At 49.2% G+C, this 18,098-nt stretch carries 16 protein-coding genes; 12 read left to right on the top strand and 4 right to left on the bottom strand.

Annotated elements, in window-relative coordinates; genetic code table 11:
* Nucleotides 1-452 precede the first annotated feature (452 nt).
* From H6F90_RS14525 to H6F90_RS14495, 8 genes are all read left to right on the top strand, one after another.
* The gene (locus H6F90_RS14525; protein ID WP_190553139.1) at nt 453-3,005 is read left to right on the top strand and encodes a PAS domain-containing protein; all 2,553 of its coding nucleotides are present in this window, start codon (nt 453-455) and stop codon (nt 3,003-3,005) included.
* A gap of 423 nt (nt 3,006-3,428) precedes the next feature.
* The gene (locus H6F90_RS14520) at nt 3,429-8,171 is read left to right on the top strand and encodes a diguanylate cyclase domain-containing protein (protein WP_190553138.1); all 4,743 of its coding nucleotides are present in this window, start codon (nt 3,429-3,431) and stop codon (nt 8,169-8,171) included.
* A 150-nt stretch (nt 8,172-8,321) separates the two neighbouring features.
* Nucleotides 8,322-9,173, top strand: coding sequence for a pentapeptide repeat-containing protein (locus H6F90_RS14515; protein WP_190553137.1), 852 nt, complete (start codon nt 8,322-8,324; stop codon nt 9,171-9,173).
* A 261-nt stretch (nt 9,174-9,434) separates the two neighbouring features.
* Nucleotides 9,435-9,824, top strand: a complete 390-nt coding sequence (locus tag H6F90_RS14510; RefSeq protein WP_199295934.1) for a response regulator — start codon at nt 9,435-9,437, stop codon at nt 9,822-9,824.
* Between the two features lie 297 nt (nt 9,825-10,121).
* Nucleotides 10,122-10,598, top strand: a complete 477-nt coding sequence (locus H6F90_RS14505; protein WP_190553136.1) for an N-acetyltransferase — start codon at nt 10,122-10,124, stop codon at nt 10,596-10,598.
* Between the two features lie 44 nt (nt 10,599-10,642).
* Complete coding sequence (locus tag H6F90_RS31140; protein ID WP_255525002.1) at nt 10,643-10,777, top strand: hypothetical protein; 135 nt, start codon at nt 10,643-10,645, stop codon at nt 10,775-10,777.
* Between the two features lie 480 nt (nt 10,778-11,257).
* The gene (locus tag H6F90_RS14500) at nt 11,258-11,956 is read left to right on the top strand and encodes a Crp/Fnr family transcriptional regulator (RefSeq protein ID WP_190553135.1); all 699 of its coding nucleotides are present in this window, start codon (nt 11,258-11,260) and stop codon (nt 11,954-11,956) included.
* Nucleotides 11,957-11,987: 31 nt separating this feature from the next.
* Nucleotides 11,988-12,404, top strand: coding sequence for a response regulator transcription factor (locus H6F90_RS14495; RefSeq protein WP_190553134.1), 417 nt, complete (start codon nt 11,988-11,990; stop codon nt 12,402-12,404).
* Nucleotides 12,405-12,446: 42 nt separating this feature from the next.
* Here H6F90_RS14495 and H6F90_RS14490 read toward each other — a convergent pair whose 3' ends face one another.
* Nucleotides 12,447-12,656, bottom strand: coding sequence for a hypothetical protein (locus H6F90_RS14490; RefSeq protein ID WP_190553133.1), 210 nt, complete (start codon nt 12,654-12,656; stop codon nt 12,447-12,449).
* A 1,291-nt stretch (nt 12,657-13,947) separates the two neighbouring features.
* Between H6F90_RS14490 and H6F90_RS14485 the strand changes: the two genes are divergently transcribed.
* The 4 genes from H6F90_RS14485 (at nt 13,948) to H6F90_RS14470 (ending at nt 16,105) form a co-directional block, all read left to right on the top strand.
* Nucleotides 13,948-14,676, top strand: coding sequence for a response regulator transcription factor (locus H6F90_RS14485; protein WP_190553132.1), 729 nt, complete (start codon nt 13,948-13,950; stop codon nt 14,674-14,676).
* An 11-nt stretch (nt 14,677-14,687) separates the two neighbouring features.
* Entirely contained in the window at nt 14,688-15,110 is a 423-nt protein-coding gene (locus H6F90_RS14480) for a response regulator (protein WP_190553131.1), read from the top strand.
* A 208-nt stretch (nt 15,111-15,318) separates the two neighbouring features.
* Nucleotides 15,319-15,726 carry a response regulator gene (locus tag H6F90_RS14475; RefSeq protein ID WP_190553130.1) on the top strand — a complete coding sequence of 136 codons (408 nt, stop codon included), beginning with the start codon at nt 15,319-15,321 and terminating at the stop codon, nt 15,724-15,726.
* 181 nt (nt 15,727-15,907) lie between these two features.
* Nucleotides 15,908-16,105, top strand: coding sequence for a hypothetical protein (locus tag H6F90_RS14470; RefSeq protein ID WP_190553129.1), 198 nt, complete (start codon nt 15,908-15,910; stop codon nt 16,103-16,105).
* Nucleotides 16,106-16,774: 669 nt separating this feature from the next.
* Here H6F90_RS14470 and H6F90_RS14465 read toward each other — a convergent pair.
* From H6F90_RS14465 to H6F90_RS30055, 3 genes are all read right to left on the bottom strand, one after another.
* Nucleotides 16,775-17,500 (bottom strand): response regulator transcription factor, encoded by a 726-nt coding sequence (locus H6F90_RS14465; protein WP_190553128.1) that lies wholly within the window; start codon nt 17,498-17,500, stop codon nt 16,775-16,777.
* A gap of 164 nt (nt 17,501-17,664) precedes the next feature.
* A complete protein-coding gene (locus H6F90_RS30060) occupies nt 17,665-17,865 on the bottom strand; it encodes a tyrosine-type recombinase/integrase (RefSeq protein ID WP_255525003.1) in 201 nt (66 codons plus the stop codon).
* Nucleotides 17,866-17,868: 3 nt separating this feature from the next.
* Nucleotides 17,869-18,098 (bottom strand): CheR family methyltransferase (locus H6F90_RS30055; protein WP_304941004.1); only part of this gene is annotated, 230 nt, incomplete at its 5' end.

Below are 18,098 nucleotides of genomic sequence, written 5' to 3'. Positions count from 1 at the left end.
GGAGGGTAGCTCGGGATGGTCGCCGGAGTTAGCCGCCTGGATGCGGTCAAAACCTGAAAGAGAGTTAACCCCTGAAGAACTAGATAGTATATTGCAGCTGAATTTTTGCAGCACCCTAGATGAATTAATTCGACGGATTAGTGAGCCTAAGTATTTGTAGGTTATCCCCTCTGGTTAAAACACAAAAGTTTTAGGTTTTTGTAGTGTATAGAAAAATTCTATTCACCGTAGAAGAAAAATAGTGAAGGATCAAGCGTCAATAAAACCAGCAATATTTCTGACTAGCCTGCGTAAAAACTGCCAAGCAAGACAATTCTAAGATGTAGTGGGCAAGCTAAACTAGCAAACTATAAGCTACTAGCTGTGCCCGCTGCCTGGGTAGATCCTTATCTGCTTAGAGAAGGTAGACATCAGCTTGTCGTTTTTTCACGCTTGTCTTAATAAAACCGTTTATGCGAACCAGTCAGCAAATTGAGATAGAAATTGAGCAGAAGTTTGGGTTCTTCCCTCCTTTTTTTTCTCCAGCTTTAGACACTCCTCAAGTCTTAGAAAATTTATGGCAACAAACCTGTTCTACGTACGTTGACAATCCGCTACCGACCCTATTTAAGGAGAAGTTGTCTGCTTATCTGTCTCGTTTCTGCCCGGTTCCGTACTGTTTAATATGCCATAGTTGTTCCCTGTGGGAATTAGGGATGCAAGCAAGAGAAATACTGAACCTGCTTGAAAGCCCTCCTCCCAGACCGCAGGATATACCTGAGCATCTTTGGTTACTGGCCGCCCACGATGAGCAACTCAACGTCTTATCCCAGTTAGATCCAGCCGTTGAAGAGAGTCTCCTTCAATGCTCAATTTTTATTGCCTTAAACACAGATGAGACTGAGACCTGTCGGCAGGAGTTACGCCGTCTCTTAGGGGCAGAGAACTACCAGTATTTGGTCACATTTATTGCCTATATCAAAACCTGTCATGCGTGGATGGAGGCATACCCAGAAGTCAAGTATGAAGCGGATAAACGAGTTCAAGACCATTTCGATAACTTGATTGCTGCGGAACCTAAGCTGGCTAACTTCTTCAAGAGTTACTGCGATATAGTCAAACATGAGACAGTCGGTTGGCTCGGGCACTCATTGACGGCAAGATTGTCAGCACAAGAGTTAGCTAATTCGCCACTGGCTCGCGCGTTTTGCTCTGCCTCAGATGGCATTTTGCTCAGTGATCCTAATCAACCTGACAATCCGATCATCTACTCAAATCCTGCTTTCTCCAAGTTGACAGGCTACCAACCAGAGGAGGCGATGGGTCGCAACTGTCGCTTTCTCCAAGGTCCAGAAACTAACCCAGAGGTTGTGGCGCAACTGCGTCAGGCGATCGCTCAACAGCAGGAAATTCAGGTTACCTTGCTGAACTATCGCAAGGACGGTCAGCCCTTTTGGAATGAACTGAAAATCGCACCTGTAAAGGAAGATACGGGTGAGCTACTCTATTTCGTGGGCATTCAAACCGATGTCACCGAGCGAGAACAGGCAGAAGCAGCAATGCAAGCGCAAGCAAGGCTGTTAGACCAATCCCAAGATGCCATCCTGGTGCTGAATTTAGAAAATCGAATTCTGTTCTGGAATAGTAGTGCCACTCGCTTATTTGGCTGGACAGGGACTGAAGCCGTAGGATGCTATATTGACGAGCTCCTGTTTGAGGCGTTTTCCCCCCAGCTCTGTCAAGCTCAAACCTCTGTGGTTGAGCAGGGCGAGTGGCAAGGTGAACTTCATCATCGAGCAAAAGATGGTCAGCCAGTCATGGTTGATAGCCGTTGGACATTAATTCATGACCAAGCAGGACATCATCAATCTGTTTTAGTCAGTAGCACCAATATCACTGAGAGAAAGCGGGTGGATGCTCAGCGCCAACAAACTCAACGGTTTGAAAGCATTAATACGATTGCCACGGGTATGGCCCATGATCTCAACAATGCCTTGGCCCCTATCCTGATGTCAATCCAGCTTCTCGCTGACAGGCTACCAGATGAACAGAGCCGGCAACTCTTGACGACCCTGGAAGCAAATACGAGACGCAGCGCTGATGTCGTGAAGCAAGTCTTATCCTTTGTGCGAGGAGTGGAGGGGGAAAAAAACACACTATGCCTGGAATCATGGCTTTTAGATATCGAACGTGTCCTGAAGCAAGAATTTCCTCGCAATATTCTAATTCGGACTCACATTGCATCTAATGTTTGGAGTATTTCTGGAAATCCAGCCCAACTTCAGCAGGTCCTCCTCAGTCTTTGCCAGAATGCCCGTGATGCAATGCCAGAGGGCGGAATCTTACGTATTTCAGCGGACAACGTTTGGATCGATAAAAATCTTGCTCGCACTAATGTAGATGCAAAGGTGGGGTCTTATATCGCGATTACTGTCTCTGATACAGGAATTGGGATACCGGTTGAAAACTTGAACCGCATTTTCGAACCGTTCTTTACCACTAAAGAGTTCGGCAAAGGCACTGGACTCGGGCTATCGATGGTCGTTGGAATCGTCAAAGGTCATGGAGGTTTTGTAGAGGTCGAGAGCGAAGTCGATAAGGGAACTCAACTCAAAGTTTACTTACCGGCTCAATCAACGCTTTCCCCTAACGGAGCTGCAATTCTTCTGGTTGAGCCTGACAGTGCATCTTGTGCAGTAGCACAAACAATCCTAGAACGGATTGGCTATCGAGTGCTAACTGCACAAGATGGAGTTGAGGCGATCGCCCTCTACGCGCAGCATCAATCTGAAGTTAAAACAGTCCTCATCAACCTATCAATCCAAGATCCTGACGTGGTCGCAACAATTCGGACATTACAACAAATAAATCCACAGGTTGTGCTTATTGCAGCCGATGAATTTGCATTGAAGGAGCAGCTTGAGGATGATGTCAAAGCAATGGTTACAGCCTTCTTGAACAAACCCTATACGGCAGAAGCACTAGCAGCAAAATTGCAAGAAGTCTCTGAAGCAATTCAGCCATAGAAATAGTTGTTGTGCATTCAAGGTCAAGTGGCTTTGTCGAGCATTTCCTTATGGAAATTGCTTCGAGCCATTGCTGACGGGTGACACCTTATAAGGAATAAACCACCGGGTTAAGGGCTAATCGTTCTAGTGAAGGTTAGCCCTCTCTACCAACCGAGCGATCGTTCTGTTTCTCGCAAAGACGTTTTTATACCAGTAAATACGCAAGCTACATCCATAACCGAAAAAACTTTTAAGAAAATCCGAAGCCGTTCCGTAAAAGCTCTAGCCTAATCAATCCCTTGAATTGACTACAGTTCGAGGCTGAAAATCAAAAATGTTACGGAATTATTACGTTTGAGTGTTGCTAGATACAACTAAAGTCGTGTCGTGAATAATTGTGTTTATTGATACAAAGTTTTTAGATTAACAAGGCGAAATCAGTTGGATAACAAAGACGAGCAACCAAAAAGTCTGCAACATGTTGAGCAGGAAGGACTGCTTCAGCGAATTACAGACAGAATTCGTCAGTCTCTGGAACTTAAAGAGATCTTGACCACAACGGTGCAAGAGATTGGTTTCTTTTTGGGCACGGCTCGCATCAAGATCTATCAATTCCACCCGGATGGTCACGGTCAAGTAGTCGCAGAAGCCATTGACGATCATCGTCTCCCTTCTTTACTGGGCTTACATTTTCCCGCCAGCGATATTCCTACGGTGGCTCGCGAAATGTTCCTCAAGGCGCGTCAGCGCGTGATTGTGGATGTGGCTTCCCACCGGAAGGTGATGAATCAATTAGATAGCCCCAAAACTGGAGAACCACGACTGATAGAAGACGTTCGCTGTGCACCTGTAGACCCATGCCATATTCAATACCTCAGGGCGATGGGGGTGAACTCTTCTTTAACCGTACCGATTCTGCATCAAAATCAACTTTGGGGCCTGCTCGTCTCTCACGATACGGAACCTCGCTCGTTTTCAGAACGGGAGTTGCGCGTGGTTCAACTCCTCGTGGATCAAGTTTCCATCGCGATCGATCAAGCTTATCTGCTCAGCCAAGCCCAACAACAAGCGGTTCACGAGGCAGTCCTGAGTCGCATCAGTGGCTTCATTCATTCCTCATTGAACTCGGAAGCGGTGAACCAGGCGATTTTAGAGCAGGCGATTCAGGCTCTCCGAGGCTCCGGGGGACGGCTCTACATCTCTAGGAATGAGATGGGCCAAGCTAGTCAGCTCTATGCTTGGGGGACGCAGCCGGCTCCCTTCCAGATGGAAGAAACTGCGCTCTGGCAACAGATGGTGGGCGGCTCACACCCGAATTCAACCTTCACTGACTCTCAAAATGATGGTTTCTCCTCGGCTTACACGATTGTTGATCTCTATCAAGCACCGGCACGGGAGTCCCTACTCCCAGCTTTTCAGTCCACCTCGATTCGGTCAATCCTGATCGTCCCCCTGCAATATCAGCAACAGCGGGTGGGATACCTGAGCATTTTCCGCGATGAGATTGAGACTGAAACGCTGTGGGCAGGCCAGCTTGATCCAGACCAGCGGAATCTTCGCCCGCGGCAATCGTTTCAAGCTTGGCGAGAAATCAAACCTGGGCAAACTCTGCCTTGGAGTTCGGGGGAACTGAAGCTAGCACAAGCACTCGGCACTCAATTTTATATTGCTGTCATGCAAAGGCGAGTAGACGCAATGCTGCGCCATCAAGCCTCTCATGACCACCTGACTGGTTTGCCCAATCGCTTATTGCTCCATGAGCGGCTTTCCCTGGCTCTGGCCCATGCTAACGATCAGGGGAGAATGATTGCAGTCGCCCTACTCGACCTAGATCGCTTCAAAACTATCAACGACTCGCTGGGGCATACCATTGGCGACCGGGTCTTGCAAGAAGCCGCCCAGCGGCTCAGCGGTTGCCTACCTGAGGTAGATACGATCGCTCGTTGGGGCGGCGATGAATTTGCCGTTCTGATGACCGAAATTCGATGTGCAGAAGATGTACTGGAGGTCGCTCAACGCATTCTCAGTGCCATTAATACTCCCTTTACCTCTAACCATCAGGACCTACATCTCACCGCTAGTATTGGCGTTGCTTTTGCGCCCTACGATGGAGAAGATGCCCAGACTTTGCTGAAGCACGCTGATACGGCGATGTACCATGCTAAGCAACAGGGCAAGAATAATTGCCAACTCTACGACACTCTGATGAACACCAAGGCTCTGGAGCAGTTGGTGTTAGAAAATAGCCTCTACAAAGCGTTAGATCGAGAACAGTTTGTCCTACATTATCAACCTCAAATCTCTCTAGCCAGTGACCAACTCATCGGAATGGAAGCTTTGCTGCGCTGGCAGCACCCCGACCTCGGGGCCATTCCTCCCAGTCGATTTATTCCACTCGCAGAAGAAACCGGACTGATTATCTCGATTGGAGAGTGGGTCCTCCGCACCGCTTGTGGTCAAAATCGGGCTTGGCAATTAGCGGGTTTAGCACCTTTGCGGATAGCGGTGAATCTCTCGGCTCGACAGTTCCAACAACAGAATTTAGTGCAAACCATTGCTGAAATTCTTACAGAGACAGAGCTGGAGCCTCAGTACCTAGAAATAGAAATTACAGAAACGACGGTTGTGCAGGATGTGGATTTTACAATTTCCCTCCTCCAGCAACTCCGCGAAATCGGGGTCCACATCTCCATTGATGATTTTGGCACGGGGTACTCTTCGTTCAGCGCCCTCAAGCGCTTCCCCCTGAGCACGCTGAAAATCGACCAATCCTTCATTCAAGATGTCACGCATAGTCATACAGATGCCTCCATTGTGAATGCCATCATTGCCCTGGGGCATGGATTAGGGCTCGAGGTGATTGCAGAGGGAATTGAGACCTCTCAACAGCTAGAGTTCTTACGTTCAGTCAAGTGTGATGCCATCCAAGGGTACTTATTCAGCCCGCCGCTGACCACAGAAGCCGCCACGCAATTTTATGTACGGCGCACCTTAGAGCAACTGGCAAGCCAGTCAATGCTGAAAGAGACGAGTCAGCCGGTGCTGCCAGTGCCCTACCCTGAAAATGAGCGCCAACGCCTCGAAGCTCTCTATCAATATCAGATTCTGGATACGGCTCCCGAAGCTGACTTTGATGACTTAACTCGCTTAGCGGCCCAAATTTGTCAAAGTCCGATTGCTTTGATTAGCTTGCTGGATGACAAGCGGCAATGGTTCAAATCAAAAGTGGGCTTAACCATCACTGAAACGCCCCGGGAGATGGCTTTTTGCAACCATGCCATTTTGCACAACCAGCTGTTGATGGTTCGAGATGCGTTAGGCGATCGACGATTTGCTAAAAATCCCCTGGTTACCCAGGAACCCCACATTCGGTTTTATGCAGGCGCTCCTTTGCTCACAGCAGACGGGTTTGCCTTAGGGACGTTGTGCATCATTGACTACATCCCTCGGGAGTTGAGCTTCGAGCAGCAAGAGGCCCTCAGGATTCTCGCCCAGCAGGTCGTGACGAAACTAGAGTTTCATCGTCATCGAATCAACCACAGCCAATTGGAGGAAAAACTGAGGCAGGCTCAGAAGGTTGAACTCACCAACCAACTCCTTGAAAGAGAGATCACACTTTGTAAACGCTCCGAAGAGGTTCTAGTTGAGCAAGCGCATCTCGCAGTCTTCGCCGCTCAAGTGAGCGCTGCCCTCGGTAAAAGTGACAAACTGCCAGTGATTTTGCAGCAATGCGTTGAGATGCTGGTTCAACATCTGGATGTGGCTTTTGCCCGTATCTGGATCATCCCAGATGAAGAGAGTGACGTACTCAGACTCCAAGCCAGCGCAGGTTTATACACTCATCTAGATGGTCCTCATAGCTTAATTCGGATGGGCCACCTCAAGATTGGTCGGATTGCCAAAACGGGTCAGCCACACCTAACCAACGACGTGCTGAACGATGCTGAAATCAGCGACCCAGAATGGGCCCAGCGAGAAAACTTAGTGGCTTTCGCGGGCTATCCCTTAATCGCTCACAATCGGGTGGTAGGTGTCATGGCTCTGTTTGCTCGTCAATCCCTGGCCGATACCGTCCTGACTCAGCTAGCTGTCCTAGCGGAGGGGATGGCTCATTGTATTGAACACAAGCAAATTGAGGAGATGGTCCGGCAGCAGACCCGCTGGGAACGCCTGGTTTCAGAAATTTCCCAACGGCTTCGCCAATCTCTTAACTTGGATGAAATCTTAAACACCACGGTGCAGGAAGTTCGCAACTTCTTGCAGACAGATAGAGTCATCGTTTACCGCTTCAAGCCAGACTGGAGCGGAGTTGTGACGATGGAAGCGGTGGCAGAGGGTTGTCGGCCAATTTTGAAAACCACGATTGACGAACCCTGCTTCAGAAACACTTACGTTTCGTACTATCAGCAAGGGAGAACCCGCGCGATCGCTGATATCTATGAAGCCGACTTAAGTCAGTGCCATCTAGATTTGTTAGTCCAATTCCAAGTCAGGGCTAACTTGGTCGTGCCCATTTTGCAAGGCGAACAGTTATGGGGATTGCTAATTGCTCATCACTGCCAGAGCCCTCGGTCCTGGCAGCAAATCGAAATCAGTTTGCTCAGCCAATTGGCAACTCAAGCTGCGATCGCCATTCAACAGTCGGAGATGTATCAACAGTTAGAACAACTCGCGACTTCCGATGGTCTGACTCAGCTGGCGAATCGACGATGTTTTGATGCATTTCTCAGCCGGGAATGGCAGCAGTTGGAGCGGGCCAGCTTGCCCTTATCCCTGATTCTATGTGACATCGACTTTTTCAAGACCTACAACGATGCCTATGGTCATCCCGCCGGCGATCGCTGTCTCCAAGCAGTCGCTCAAGCGATTCGCGTTACCATTAGCCGCTCCAGCGATTTAGTGGCCCGCTATGGGGGCGAGGAATTTGCCATCATTTTGCCCAATACCTCGCCTGAAGGAGCGGTCCGAGTGGCAGAGAAAATCCAAGCAGCGGTTCAAGCGTTACAGATTCCCCATGGCAACTCTCAGGTTAGCCAGTACGTGACTTTGAGTGTCGGGGTATCTAGCACCACTCCTACCTATGCCACCTCTCCAGAAATGTTAATTGCCACCACGGATCAAGCACTGTATCGAGCCAAAGCTCAAGGTCGTAATTCCATTGTTTTCCAGTCTCTCCTTTTTTAAGAGGTCAATGAGCTTGGGGCGATCTCTAAAGTCTACAATCACTGGCTTGGCAAAAGCAGATGTAAATTTTTATACAAGCTATGCGCCTTAAACAGGAGTGGGAACTCTAAGACTAAATGGAGGTTATGCAAATCCTAGGAGGTACAGCAGATGTATGACTATGAGCTCCTGCATCGGTACTTAGAAGGCGAGCGGGACTTTCAAGCCGCTAACCTGAGTCGGCTCAATCTTGCCGGCGCTAGTCTAGCTGGAATTAACCTCTCCGCTGCTAACTTAGTGGCCATCAATCTAGGCTCGGCTTACCTCCCAAGTGTTAATCTCAGTCGGGCCTTACTTACATCTGCCAACCTAGGTCAAGCTTTTTTGTATGGAGCCAACCTGAGCTTTACCAAACTGGGATCTACCAATTTGGCTGAGGCAGATTTAACCAAAGTGAATCTCAAAGGAGCATTTCTCGTCAAAGCTAATTTGAGTCATGCCAAGTTAAGCGGCGCAAATCTGGCTGGGGTCAACTTAAGCGCTGCCAACTTGCAAGGGGTGAACTTGTGTAGTGCCGACCTACGCGGCATCAACTTGCGCTCAGCTAACCTGAGCGGAGCGAACCTCAATTGGGCCAACTTGAGTGGTGCCAGATTGAGCGGAGCCAACTTAAGCGGGGCGAGCTTAAATGGCATCAAGCTGAGCCAAGCTTACTTGAACGGCGTGGATTTGAGTGGCATAGACCTCAACGGAGTTAACTTAAGCCAGGCCAAGCTCAGTGGGGCTAATTTGCGACGAGCCAACCTGAATGCTGCCAACCTCAACGAAGCGCAATTACGAGCGGCCAGTTTGATCCAGGCCAGCCTGCGAGCTGCCACCTTAAAGGGAGCTAATTTGCAGGGTGCTGAGTTAGCAGAGGCAGATTTTCAGCAAGCAATCTATGACGAAGCTACCCAGTTTCCGTCAGACTTTACTCCCCTGACCCGAGGAGCCCACTGTGAGGACGAGTTACTTTCGGCTTGAAAGGGTGGAACTGGGGACTGGCAACGACTCATGTAAAAATCAGTCGCTCACTTGAGGGAGTATAAATGCTTTCCAAATTTGCTCATCAGTCGAGTAACTTGTCGCTTCTGTTAATAGGCTTGCGGAGGTCGAGTCGTTGCCCGAGAGACGCAATAACTCAAGGAATGTTATGGATGATTTTCTAATTAGACTTGAAATCTTCAAGAAGTTTCCTGGTAAGTCTAGAGAGACAGCACAAGTTCTTCGAATGAACTCATCGACTTGTTAACGGGGTTGCAAATTTTAGTAGTTGATGATCAAGTCGATACGCTTGAAGTTCTTAAATTTGTGCTGGAACGTTATGGGGCTGAAGTGCAAACGGTGGGCTCTGCAAGAGCCGCCTTAACGACTTTGAGTGAAAATTCCAGTTCATACGATGTGCTGATTTGTGACATCGGCATGCCCCAAGAAGATGGGTATTGGTTGATTCAACAAGTGCGATCGCTGAGCCCAGAAAATGGAGGACAAATTCCAGCGATCGCACTGACTGCCTACACCAGAGAGGAAGAACGACAACGAGCGATCGATGCCGGCTTTCAAAGGCACGTGGCCAAACCGATCGAACCTGTTCAATTAACAGAGTTTATTGCGGATTTGGTAAGACGAATTTAAATGTAATAGTCAGGACTTAACCTGACAGCAGGAGTGAATCGAGCGGTTGAAATCAGCTTCTCGGTGTGATTGAAATGAAGCTGTCACCAGATGCAATTAGGGGTAAAGGTAGCATAGACACTATTGGTAAACTATTTCTTCATGGCTGAACTACCCATTCCAGCGTTGTTCGACTTACAAAACTCAACGAGTTTCAGCCATGGGACGAAGATTTAGGTCTTTCAGTGCGTTAAGCAATGTTTCGCCACCAGTGCCTATGCTACCTTTACCCCGTATAGAGGACACGGAGCTGCACCTATGATCGCTTTGGTTGCAATGACTGAAGCTAACTTTCAGATGTATTGTGAACGTGCGATCGCCGAGTATGCAAAGGGGCACGTACGGAGTGGACGTTGGTCTCAAGAAGAAGCCTACGAGCAGGCCCATCGCCAATATCAGGAGTTGCTGCCTCAAGGCGTTGCTACCCCGACACACTATCTGTATACGCTGACAGATGCAAGCACACAAACGCCGGTTGGGATTTTGTGGTTTGCCCTTCAGCCACAGGCGGGGAAACAAGTTGCCTTCATCTATGATGTCGCTATCGAGCCAGCTTTTCGTCGTAACGGATATGCAACACAGGCATTTGAGGCGCTTGAGCAACAGGTTCGTGCCCTGGGTGTGCAGCAGATACGCTTGCAAGTCCTTGGCCATAATCACGAAGCAAGTGCGTTGTATGAAAAGCTCGGCTTCGTTGTGACCAATGTCATGATGGCCAAATCGCTTGGCGCATAAGGTCGCGCCGATATGCCGCCACCTGCCAAAGTTGCTCTCTGCTAGTGGTTATTCTAGCCAAGCAAGGCAATGCCACCAACGCCTTCAGCCCTGAGCCGATGCGTTTTCTGATGTTTGTGTGGGCCTTGGCGCGGCTGATTGCTGTCGTTACCACCTCAAACATTGCCGAAAATGGCTAAATTCGGCATTAGCATTATTAGGATTGCGATCGCAGTATTTTGATCACGCTCTTTCATACCCCTTAGCTAATCTAGAGAGTTTGTCTAATTTGGTTCTCGTAGTTTCGTTTAAAGCGCGAAACTGTATTGAACTCTGTCTGTGGATCAACTACTGTGAATCTTAGATGGAGTCGGCAACAGATGTTTTCCTTTTCCTCTTCAAGGAAAACTAAAAGCCTTTGAAACCACAAACCGTACCCTAATTCTCGCGATCGCCCCGACCCCATGCGCTGAAGAGAATGCTCGGTTTCGGGTGCTGGCAACTGGTTTTTGTAGGTACTGACCTCAGCCAGTAAAGACTGACGGATTCATTGCCATGATGCCTTGCATGATTGAAAAGGCTCAAGAGACGGCAGACCATGCCTGTGACGGAAGACTTTGACCTTTCATTCTGAGACGTGTTCTACGAAGAGCCTCTCCCGCAAACTGTTTGAGGCTCTTATGACTGCTGAAAATCAAATACTGGCCAGGCTCTCGGCGGATGTGCTTGCTCGCCTGAGGCCTCATCTGAAGCGGGTCACCTTAGCACTCGCTGAAATCATTCACCGTCCTGGTGAGCCCTTGTCTCATCTCTATTTCCCGATTGACTGTCTCTTCTCTATCACTCTCACCATGCAAGATGGGGCGATCGCAGAGGTCGGGATTGTGGGGAATCGAGGATTGTTGGGCATGAACACCTTGATGGGCAATAGCGAAAACACTCAGACCGAGTACATGGTCCAAGGGGTAGGGAGCGCCATGAAAATTGACGCTCAGGTCATGCGACAAGAGTTCAATCGCCACGGTGAACTGCACGACCTGCTTCTACGCTATAGCCAGGCGTTTCTGGCGCAGGTCTCGCAAACGGCGGCTTGCAACTCGCTGCACACCTTAGAACAACGCCTCCCGCGTTGGCTCCTGGAGGTCCAAGAGCGAATTGACTCGGACCATCTGCCGCTGACGCAGGAGTTTATTGCCATGATGCTGGGCGTGCGGCGCGCCGGGGTGACGCAGACCGCCCAAAAGCTGCAAGAGCGAAAAGTAATTCGATATCGACGTGGAGATGTCCACATCCTCAATCAGGGTGGGCTAGAAGCTTCTGCTTGTGAATGCTTCAAAAGCACCAAAGCGGAATACGATCGCTTGCTGGGTAGAAAATAACCGTCACCTCATTGCACTTTGCACCATTTCAATGACTCCTAGCCAAAACGATGAATCCATGAGCCGCCCATCTCCGCGAATTTTTGTGCTTGAACCGGATGATGAGGTTCGACCTTTGCTGAAGCAGAACCTCCAGATGTGGGGCTATCAAGTCACCTTAGCAATCGATGAAGCCGACGCTCTGCAACGAGTGGAGGGAGGACGCGATCGCTTTGAGCTGATATTGCTCAATCAATACAAGCACTCGATCGAGCATTGTATCGCCATTGGGCAGCAGATTCGCCAACACACGGTTCTGGATAGCCGGGCTCCAATTGTCATCCTGGCAGAGCGCTATGGACCCGATCTCGAAGGTCAAGACATGCAGGTGGGTGCCAATGAGTATGTGTCTTATCTAGAAGATGGGCAACAGTTGCAGTTGATTCTCCAACGATTGTGCCCAGTCTAATCACCAACTATTTAGTTTTTATGGTGGAGGAGGCGATCGCTGTTAGTTGCAAGCCTCCGCGACCTGGTTGATAAAGGTCAGTCCTGTTTGACTGGCTAGTTGCAGGGCAAAGTCATAGGCCATCTGATAGTCCGACTGACTAGAGACAAAACGGCCTGGTCTGTAATCTGATCCATTGTCGAGGTACAGCACAACGGCACTTTGCTCAACATAGATAGAGTGAAGGACCCCTTGTGTCGTCTGGGTGCTCATGGAAGTAGGTAGGCTTGTAGGGAATGGCTGTATTCTTTGGCAGCATACCGATAAATGCAAAGTACCAGCAGAAGTATTTATTGCTTACAGCTGTAGACACATCAGTGATGAATCCTGGCTTGGCTGGCAGGAGCGCGCTCGACACGGGCGTTCCTTACGACCTAGGGCGCGAGTTGATGCGCGGCAAGTTGTGTTGAACCTTTAGAGATTTCGTGGAAAAAAGAGGGCTTGACGACACACCCAACCCCTAGTCATCTTCTCGGAATCGATATTACGTTCCTCCTGAGAAAAGCGTAGAGCTTGCTAAAAGATGACTAATCTGTATAGAACACCTCGCTCCGAGAGCGACAGACGCTAAGGTGGCTATCAACAATTTGTTGATATTAGCGGAGATAAAAAACGCGGTAGCAGCGGTAGCTCTATAAGGAAAGAGCTTCGGTCAGGAAATAGCAGCGATGGTGCTCACGACCTTAAGGAGGATATTAAGAAATTATGAAGCTAATACTTCCCAAGGTAGTTTAACTTCACAGATAGAAATACCGAAGATAGCACTAGTGCCCTTCTTCCCTGACGTCGTATGAATTTGTGCTCAACGCAGGCAAAACTTTATTCAATCTACATCTCGAATACAGCAGTTACCTTGCGCGTAGAAAATAAACTCTGTTTCGGGCCAGAAAAACTTTTTTGCAGTCACAATATTTACACAAGTGCTTGTGAACTTGCTGAGGACATTGCGAGGAATAGAAGGCTTGATTTCCTCAACTTAGTGCCCTTACAAGGTCCTGCAGGAGTTGAGCCAGTCCCGCAGTTAAGCTTAGTGTAAGAAATTCTGCCCCCAGGCAGAGAGACGAATGATTTAAGTGAAAAATAAGATGGCTCTAGCCTGCGTCAGGTACTGATACGTACCGCAACTCGCGTAAAGCTCTCACTCTGTGGGGAAGGGGAGCTTGCCTTCTTTAGAATGGCTACAATGTATTGTGCTGCTGCAAGTCAAACGCTTCGCATTTCCCTGCTTTAGGGAGAAGCGCAAGGTATTAAGGAACAATAACCTAGTTTATGAAACATGGAAAACTGAGATAATCAGCCCTTAATTCAAAGCGCTTAAGGGCTGCTTCTTCAGGTTCCTCTTTTTCAGCTACAGGTGCTAGCCCTACGGAGTAAGGGCTGGCGAAGTATTAAACAGGCTCAATAGCTTTTAGGCTTGAGCGGGTCAACTTCAAACTACTTTCCTGCGTCTTTAATTCAGTCCTACCTCGCGCCTGAATGGCTCCACCCTAGCTAGCTTAACGTCATGTCCCCCATCCAAGTTGCGTTGATTGAAGATCATGAGCTGACTCGAATGGGGTTACGAATCACCCTGGCTCATCAAGCTGGAGTTCAGGTCATTGGAGAAGCAACTAACGGTCCTGATGCCTTGGCCTTGCTGATGACTACTCAGCCAGATGTGGCCTTAGTAGATATTCAACTCCCTGGTTTCGATGGCATTGAGCTAATGCGCCAATTCAAACAGTGGTGGCTGGAGAAGGGACCAAAAGCTGAGCCGACGAAAGTCATCATGTTGACGGCGCAGGACAATGAAGAGACCGTCTTGGCTGCCTTTGCAGCCGGAGCAGATTCCTACTGCTTGAAGACTGTCAATACCCAGCGTCTTCTACAAGCAGTACAGAGCACTTATGAAGGCTATAGCTGGATTGACCCTAGCATTGCCCGCACGGTACTGAAGCATCTGACTCAGATGCAGGCCACTCAGAAGACTAATATTCCTGCTGTGGTTAGAACCAGGGACATCGCTGTGAATGAGGAGTATTACAACCTCTTGGTTACCTCTCCCCTAACGCATCGAGAGCTAGACATCCTCAAACTGATTGTGGCTGGGTGCAGCAATGCTGCAATTTCGGCCCAATGCTATATCACGGTCGATACGGTCAAAACTCATGTTCGTAACATTCGCGGCAAGCTTCGCGTTGATTGTCGCACCCAAGCAGCGGTGATCGCTTTACGTAGTGGCTTAGTCAGTTGAACTAGCCGAAAATGATGGATCAAGCTTTACCACTACAGAATTTATGGGTGCTACTGGTAGAAGATGAGCCTGCGGTTGCTGAGGTACTCACCTTGGCTTTGGAAAATGCTGGAGCCCAAGTGATCGCTGTCAGTTCTGCGGCCCAAGCCTTGAAAACATTAGATGCTTTTGCTCCCAACGTACTCATCAGCGATATTTACCTCAGCGATATCAATGCTTGGTCGCTGTTGGCAAGCGTGAGAGCTTTAGAAGCAGAACGAGGAATTCATCGGATTCCTGCGATCGCTCTGACAGGTCATGATTTGACACGGCTCAGGCAAGAGAATCAGACCCAAACTGGAGCAGCCCAGTTTCAGAAGTACTTAGCCAAACCTGTAGAGCTGGCAAACCTCATAAGCACGGTAGCTGAGTTAGGCCAACCTCAAGAGGTGTAAGGCAGACGTAGAGAATCTAGCTTCAAACTTACGTTGAGATTCAGTCATGACAGCTTGCCAAATAGTGAAGTAATTTAGGGGGTGGCTCGCTCAAACTCATCCAAAAGCTGACAAGAAGCCAGCGCTTAAGCCTGAACTATGGGACAGTATTGTCATCTCCTAACATCTGACGGAGCTAAGAGTTGATTCCAAGCGCCGGAGTGATGCCATGACTGATGCTGAAGCATGCCCAGGGAGCGCAGCCCTCCGCATTCTCCTCGTCGAGGACAATGACTTGAATCGTGAACTGCTGGGAGATTATCTGCGTCACTGTGGTTATGAAGTGTTCACCTTGGCACAAGGCTCTGGTTTTTTTCTAACGATTGAACAATTTCAACCCCATCTAGTGTTGCTTGACTTAAGGTTGCCTGATGTCGATGGATATCAACTGCTAGAAGAGCTACAGCAGAAGCCACATTTGCCGCAACTACCAATCATTGTGATTTCTGGTTTTGCCTTTCAAGAGGAGCAACAGCGGGCACTAAAACTGGGAGCCCGTCGCTACCTGGTTAAGCCTGTCTCATTGACAAAGTTAATCGAGGCGATTGAGGTAGAAACCTACACTTTATCGTCCTAAACTCAGGCGTAGAGAGTGAAGCGATCGCGCCTGAAGCTGGAAAACCCAACTCAAGTTTTTCACTTGCTCTGTATGCAGATCACAAAAAGAATTTCATGCTACTTCGTCCCTGGGATAGGCTGATAGGCTAGAAAATTTTGCCACTATTGATGGCATAGTTCCCCTTCCCGGTGACGCAAGTATGACTCACGCTAGAAGCTTTGAGGAAGTGATCGCAGAGCGCACCCAAACGCTCGACATGATGCGAGCCACAATCGAGCGCATGCGCTACTTAATCGACCTCATCGCGACACAAATCACCTTAGAGCACCAGTACTCAAACACTCACTCTGACTCGCAGCCCCCCACAGTGGAGCTAGAGGATCGGAGCCACGGTTAAGCTCAAAAGTTTCGCAGCATCACTGTAGCGATAGCATGTGGGAAAACGAGCATGCTGTCCTGCGGCAAACCGCAAAAGAGCTGAAGATTGAGGCTCAAGCCATCATTGCGGCTAGCCAAGAAGCAATCACCAGAAGCAGAGAACTACGGGCTATGAGTAAAAGGTTGCGAGCTAAAAAGGGGGACTTCAGTTGGAGAAGGTCCCCTTTTTAGCAATTGACTTTCAGCTTGGAGCAGCTGGCTCTCGTTGAAAGTGGAATGACATTGATTCCTGACCGCTCGATACCGAGCAAGCCGTCGCTGAGTTCTAGCTCGCTCAATTTCACTCCAAGCTCGTAGCGCTTGGCTCTCTTGCCTCAAAGCTTGATTAATCGCAACTGGGTCCTCTGTCATCTGCATCCCACCTAAACACTAAAGCCTAGAGTCAAGCTTATCTATTTCTAACTAAGCTCAACTGAAAGAACATGCAAACGTAATCCTCAGCGAAGGCAACTGAGAAACTGAGAGCCGCGATCGGTATCAGCTAGTCATAGAGCGCTGAACGAATCAGCACCGAATCATTCACTCTTTGGGGTTCTTCCGGCAGTTCAGCTAGTTCAGCGGCGATCCCTGTCATCCGACTCCGCTACAGCAGCGCTACAAGGTCACGAAAAACTACGCAGAGTTAGGCTCAAGAGACCAAGCCACCGCGTAAGGCTCTCACGGCTGCCTGGGTGCGGTCCTCGGCACAAAGCTTGTTGAGAATGTTGCGGACATGAGTTTTGACAGTCCCGACCGTAATGTAACAGCGGGCAGCGATCTCAGCATTAGTACATCCGTCGACAATTAATTTGAGGACATCGAGCTCTCGACTCGTCAGCGGAGCCGCTGCGATCACGCTGGTATACTCTTCGTCCACCGCGATCGCTCTAGAGCCCAGCTCAACATCAGTGGCCTCTTGGTTTGCCTGCATCTCATTGTTGTGCTTTAAGATGATGCGGGCAATGGAGGGGTCAATCCAGTGGTTGCCGTGATAAGTACTTCTGACAGCTTCGAGCAGATGAGTTGTACTCACATTTTTCATGCAGTAGGAGTCTGCCCCGGCTCCAAAAGCGGCTAAAACTGCGGCTTCATCATCCTGCATCGTCAATATGATCACTTTCGTTGGGGCAGCCTCAGGATGATTTTCACTCCGCCATTGGTGGAAGCGACGAGTCAGCTCAATGCCATTGAGACCCGGCATATCAATATCGACTAGGGCGACATCAGGTTGAGCCTCCATAAGTAAGGTCAAGCCATCCGGACCATTAGCCGCTTCTCCAACTACCTCGACTTCTCCCTGAAGGTTGAACATGGCACGGAGCCCCACACGAGTCAGGTCGTGGTCTTCAATCAGAGCAAGTCGAATCTGGGTCATGAGGGTAGCCTCTTGAGAATGTAACTTTTCAACGGTCTCAACAATCGTTGTAGTAGCAACTCTACTAGAAGGCTTGCTGGCCTGGGGTTAAGACTTCAGAAGTTTTAATGAGCCCCAGTTTATAGAGTCAGACTCAGTTACCTGCCAAAGGAAAGGGCTTGGAGCTAACTTCCGATCGACTGGAAGCTAAGAGCCGCGATCGCCCCCTCCAGTTGCCCCTCCGACACTTCAAGATACCTCTGCAGGGCCTGCAAGCTACGGTGCCCGGATATCTCCTGAATCACCTGCAGCGGCACCCCCGCGCTACTCATTCGGGTTAGAGCCGTTCTTCTAAAGCTGTGGGTACTGACTCCTACCCGCCCCAGGGTTTATGCTCGCTTGAGCCCTTGGATTAGCACGTCCGGGGTGAGGGAAGACTTCTCTACTTTGTGAAACATGTGATGCTGCACGCTTAACAACTTGAACAATCGATCCGCCTGAGGCAACAACTCTGAACTTCCCAGGAAGAGTACCCCTGCACGGTTCAAGCTGAAGTAAAAGCGCACGAGCGTCTTCATTTGCCCATCCTGATTGAAATAAATCAGGGCGTTCCGACACA

It is taken from the genome of Trichocoleus sp. FACHB-591 (assembly GCF_014695845.1).
Classification (GTDB): Bacteria; Cyanobacteriota; Cyanobacteriia; order FACHB-46; family FACHB-46; genus Trichocoleus.
Note: the sequence above shows the minus strand (reverse complement) of the source record. Positions and strands in the feature narration are given on the sequence as shown.